Source organism: Chitinimonas violaceus, assembly GCF_052601015.1.
Window position 1 is genome coordinate 1 of the sequence record NZ_JBQXDJ010000119.1, and the last position, 5,436, is coordinate 5,436.

Sequence of the window (5,436 nt, forward strand, 5' to 3'; positions counted from 1 at the left end):
AGGCTGAAGCATTACCGTGCAGTGGCGTTCCGGTTCGACAAACTGAAACGGAACTATGAAAGCATGGTTGCCATGGCCTGTGGGTTTCTATGGCTACCTATGTGAAACGTCAACAGACCCTAGTGAAAATCAAAACAATTAGCATGCCAACGGTATAAACCCTAAGGAGAATATCTCTAACCAACTGGATTTTATATATTTTTATACTCCCAATACCAGCTAATACCTTTACTCTCTCGCCAACCCGTCGAGAGGTAGTTTTTATTTGAAGGGTACACATACAGGTACACAATAAGTTACCCGCATATTGAGCACGCAAAAAACAGCGCAGAATCTTCTGCGCTGTTTTATTCGAATGAGCCATTTTCGGCTATTCCCAATAGATGTTTACACGTCTATCTGGCATGGTCATCCAAGGGTTGCCACTGGTACAGCTACCCGGTTTGCAGTAAATACCGGGTAATGCAGGATAGTCACTCGCGGGTTTACCATCCACTAACACACGCAGCTGCACAGGTCGTCCATTTAGATAAGCCCAATCACCAGCACGGTAAGCACGCCGCTCATCAAAGTCATCCGAATTCGAGCCACCTCCGCCTGTAGGCTTGGTCTGCCCCGGTGATTGCCAAAATATGCGCACACGCCTATCCGGCATAGTCATCCAAGGGTTATTGCTGTTACAGCTACTTGGTTTGCAGTAAATACCAGGTAAAGCTGGGTAGTTATCTGCAGACTTGCCATCTACCAGCACCTGTAACTGAACTGGGCGACCATTCAGATAAGCCCAGTCACCAGCACGGTAGGCACGCCGCTCATCAAAGTCACTCGAAGTTGGTGTTGGTGTTGGTGTTGGCGTTGGTGTTGGCGTTGGCGTTGGCGTTGGCGTTGGCGTTGGCGTTGGCGTTGGCGTTGGCGTTGGCGTTGGCGTTGGCGTTGGCGTTGGCGTTGGCGTTGGCGTTGGCGTTGGCGTTGGCGTTGGCGTTGGCGTTGGCGTTGGCTTACCAGTCTTGGTCGGCTTTTCCACCGGGCTACCTACAGGTAACCAGTACGCAATCATATTTTCCGAGTCGTCAAAGCCATTGTCCCAGGCTTTCGCAAGACCCACGAAGCTATCTGGATGTGCTAGATGACCCCCTATCGTATATCCATTGTTATACTCCTCACCCGAATTTAGTAGCACCAAGCGATAGTATTTTCCATCGACCATAACCTGTTGCCCATTCTCATACCTAGCCTCAACATTAAAGTTAGTACCCCAACGCCCAGGTGTTTTGTCAAATGGCTTCTGCCCAGTTTCTGGAACAACGTTATTACTGTTCTTCACCCAATAAGCGCGTACAAAATTGGCCTGTGTACGTGGCTGGGTAATGATAACCGCATCCTTTTCGGTGCAATTAAGCGGATGACAGTGGTAAGCATAAAAAGTACCGGTATAGGGCTTACCATCGTAACGCAGCAGTTTCAATTCATAACTCTTACCATAGATATTGGTTTTTCCACCGTTACGGTAGGTATTACCCATAGTGAATGTAGTTTCGCCAATTCCACTATTTGGGTTAGGTGTATTACGTACCCCGCCAGCATAGGTATTTCCTGCAAATGGAAGCTTGACTTGCTCTTCTGGCTTTAACTTCCTCAGGTCAGCAATCCACTGATGAAATTTAGTATTAATATCTGGCGTAGCGAGGAATTGGCTAATTATACTTTGATAACGAGCACGTTTATCTTCTGATTTATCTGTACTTCGAAATGTTGCCAATATATTCTCGATAACATCGCGATGGTTTTCATACATGAAACGTACGGCCAAATAACCCCAGCGATATACCTTTTGAGCGTGCTCCGGATCCTGAGGTGACGCATTTAGAATACTGCCTAAAGTGTATCTTTCGGTAGCCCAGTTTATTGCTAAGTAGTATGAATTCTGATGTGCAAAATATTCAGCATGCCCTTCAATCCACCAGTCCGCATTCGGAAAAGATGTCACAGAAACGGCGTTATAAATACCATCTAAGTAATGAACAAATTCATGCTTCAAATTATGTGCATATTGATACTCAAGGGTATTTCTGCTTTTTGGATCATACTTATTAATTGGTACACCATTCCAAGTTTTTTCGTTATGATAAAGGAAATTTGTAGTAATATTCCCAACATAAGAGGGCGTACCAGGAGAAGTATAGCCACCGGCATCTAAGCGAGTACCATATTTATCACCATTGCTTCGATATTCTTCTGGCGAATTAAACATTACAACGTCCAAACCAGCATCATAAATTGATGGCTGAACATATGCGCCGCTGATGGATGGATCTGTATACTGACTACCTAACTGAACACCAAACATGGTGTTCAAATACAGTTTTTCTAAATCAAACAGGATGCCACATGCTTCTGCTAGAATTTCATCTGAATAAACATCGCCTTTTTGCGCTCTAATATGGATCCTTGGCTCTTGCAGGCAAGTTTTCCGGTACACCATATTGTCGCGATCCCACTGACTCGAGGGAAGTGCATCAGATTGAGGGTTACGTGAGTCCCTCAATTTATTACTAGATACACCTATTGGTTGATTCGATGAACCAGCCGAAGCACTTACAGGTAGAAATGCGCAAATGACACTAAAAGTAATTCCAGCTAAAGCATACCGCTTTACTAATCTCGACATAATCTATTCCTGTTCCCTTATTAAAACCAGTATTAAAAAAGATGCATTAAAGCCTGCTTTATTGATTCAAGTTTTAGAATCAGAGTACTCGACAATAAACAAGAAATGACAAACGCATATATACAAGTAACAAAATATGCATTATGCATAGATCGATCATACACAGTCCTGAGGCTGCTGGGCAACTGAAGTGAATATCACCAATAGGGCTTGGCTGACTTGCCGAGTTGCTTCAATGCAGAAAGCTGCACACACCTACATTGGGGAACAATCCCCCATTTTCTCAGCCGTAGACAGACGCCCGAGCCTGTTTCCGTCCAGTGATAGCGTACTGAAGATGCGCTCGAGATGTTCATAACAGGCAATAAGGACTGCTCCTCACTCTATGTACCTTGCGCGCTATCTAGCCTAGTTTCCAAGCTCGCGTCATCCAACGCACCTCGTCGCTGGGGCTTCGGCCAAACAGCCGCTTGAATTCACGGCTGAACTGTGATGCGCTTACATACCCCACTCTAGCCGCTGCTGCACCAGCACTCAGCCCGTCCTGCACCATCATCCGCTTTGCATGATGTAACCGTGCTGTCTTTACGTACTGTATCGGCGATGTAGCGGTGACGCTTTTAAACTGTGCATGAAATACCGCAAGGCTCATACCTGCCTCGCGTGCGAGCGTCTCAACATCGAGATCCTGGTGCAGATCCAGATGGATACGCTGCAGTGCCTTCGTGATACGACCAAAACGATGCTGCTGGATAAGTGCCGCGCGGATCGCATCGCCCTGCACACCCGTCAAGACCCGGTAGGCAATCTCTCGCATAATCGACGGTCCTAGCACGCGTGTGTCGTGCACAGACGCGAGTGTCTCGAGCAGGCGCAGTACCGCATCGGCGAGTGGTACATCAAGCGGGGTTGAGTAGATGCCTCTTGGCTCACAGATGGCAGCCCCTCTCGTCTCATCGAGCAATATCGCGAGCTCAGCGATTACCGCAAGATCAACATGAATGGAGATCGCGAGAAATGGTTTATCCAAACTCGCATCAGTCTCGCACTCAAATGGGAGCGGAACCGAAAGCACAAGATACTGCTGTGCGTCATAGACAAACGATTGATCGCCGAGATATCCGTACTTACTCCCCTGGCAGACGACTATGATGCTCGGCTCGTAAAATACTGGCAGGCGCGGCATTGGTCGGCTCGCTCGGATGAACTGCACACCTTCAAGGTCTGCGCAGGTATAACCCTCGTTCGGCGCAAGATGCCCGAGTATTTCGATCATGCGCTGCTGCATGCGGTCAGTAGCATCGGAAAAAAGAGTATGGGTGCTCATTGGCATACTCCTAAGAACCTGTTTAAAGTCTTCTGCGCGTCAACGATACAGCGTTGAAAACACCCTCGGAATACATATTAACCACTTATAAACTCCGCTTCCTCTAGTGTTTTTGCCCTGTCTTGCTATCGCTCTCGAGACTTTAAACAGGTTCTAAGCAACAAGAGAATCAGGCAGATACCCTAACGGGATATTGACCATTTTCTTGGCATACCCGGTGCAGTTCAAGAGAAATAGGCAAATCTTCAAGACCTTCAGGTATTCCGCGGCTCAATGACGCTCTCTATGATGTTTCCCTGTGTCGCGGTAGCTTTTCTGGTCGGACTTTAAACTTACTGAAAGTCTCACAAGCAAAAGCAATACACGGCGAAAACAACCCGGGAAGCAAGGTATACAAAGGGCAAACAAGTATTCCGAGGTAGGTTAAACGCAGTATTGCTAGTGCACAGCAGACTATATGGCGAAATTGAATTAAGTACTGCGATACGCCACTTCATTCCATCAATTCATCTGGAGTATCTATGCGTATTGCGATCTCATCTGATACCAACAATGGTATTGCATCCATCATCTCTGACATCGTGACTGAAATGGGGCACCAAGTTATCAAGCATGGTGCGTTTCATGATGTTCAGCGTGCTGACTGGGCATGTGTGTCTGCAGAAGCCGCACGCGATGTAGCGGAAGGCAAGGCTGATCAGGCTATTGTTTGTTGCTTTACAGGAACCGGCGCTACGATTGCCGCAAATAAAGTCCCCGGTATCAGGGCAGCACTATGTGCGGATGCCTTTACTGCAGCTGGTGCACGTCGTTGGAACAACGCCAATGTGCTCGGTATTTCTCTCCGTCTAACGTCGGAGCAGATGCTAAGGGAGATCCTGGCTGCATGGTTTTCAACAGAGGATGACGGTTCACAAAAAGAGAGCCTGCGATACTTGCAGCAGTTACAAGGTGCTGGAGTAGGCCGTTAACTTAACTTGAGTAAGGATAGTTGGCCGTCTATGTACCCAGGATTGGTGCGGCCAACATCGTCCTTAGAAACGGTTAACCGCTCTTACTGCATGGCTATGATCAGGACTTATATATAGTTCGAAGTCCTCCGCGGAGGAGGCATAGAACAGTGATGGGTGCTTTGTACCAAGAAGCTCACAACCTCATTTACCAAAGGCCATCCGGTCATCGTATTCCACTTCATTCTGCTAACAACCGCTCGTGACAGCTCGTAAGAACCTGTTCAAAGTCTGCTGCGCGTCAGCTCTACGGTGTTAGATACAATCTCGGCATGCTCATTTATCACACGTAAACTGAGGTAGCCTGGTAATCCCCCCGGAAAATAGGGGTGTGCAGAAGTAGAATTTTCTCGGATAGAGGGAGTTCTACAAAATGAAGAAATCGAGATTTTCGGACAGCCAAATCATCACCGTGCTTAAGGAGGCAGAGG

3 protein-coding genes and 1 pseudogene are annotated in these 5,436 nt (G+C 47.1%); 2 read left to right on the plus strand and 2 right to left on the minus strand.

The genetic code is table 11. The features are described 5' to 3' along the window. Positions 1-105, plus strand: a pseudogene (locus ACUHMQ_RS19920) (IS5/IS1182 family transposase); the annotation flags it as partial. 265 nt (positions 106-370) lie between these two features. On the opposite strand, the gene ACUHMQ_RS19925 reads toward ACUHMQ_RS19920, so the two are convergent. Together ACUHMQ_RS19925 and ACUHMQ_RS19930 are read right to left on the minus strand one after the other, a co-directional pair. Continuing rightward, positions 371-2,668 carry a collagenase gene (locus ACUHMQ_RS19925; protein WP_445297197.1) on the minus strand — a complete coding sequence of 766 codons (2,298 nt, stop codon included), beginning with the start codon at positions 2,666-2,668 and terminating at the stop codon, positions 371-373. A 403-nt stretch (positions 2,669-3,071) separates the two neighbouring features. After that, entirely contained in the window at positions 3,072-3,995 is a 924-nt protein-coding gene (locus tag ACUHMQ_RS19930; RefSeq protein WP_445297198.1) for an AraC family transcriptional regulator, read from the minus strand. A gap of 521 nt (positions 3,996-4,516) precedes the next feature. Here ACUHMQ_RS19930 and ACUHMQ_RS19935 point away from each other — a divergent pair. Further along, positions 4,517-4,966, plus strand: coding sequence for an RpiB/LacA/LacB family sugar-phosphate isomerase (locus tag ACUHMQ_RS19935; RefSeq protein WP_445297199.1), 450 nt, complete (start codon positions 4,517-4,519; stop codon positions 4,964-4,966). The last annotated feature ends 470 nt before the right edge of the window (positions 4,967-5,436 follow it).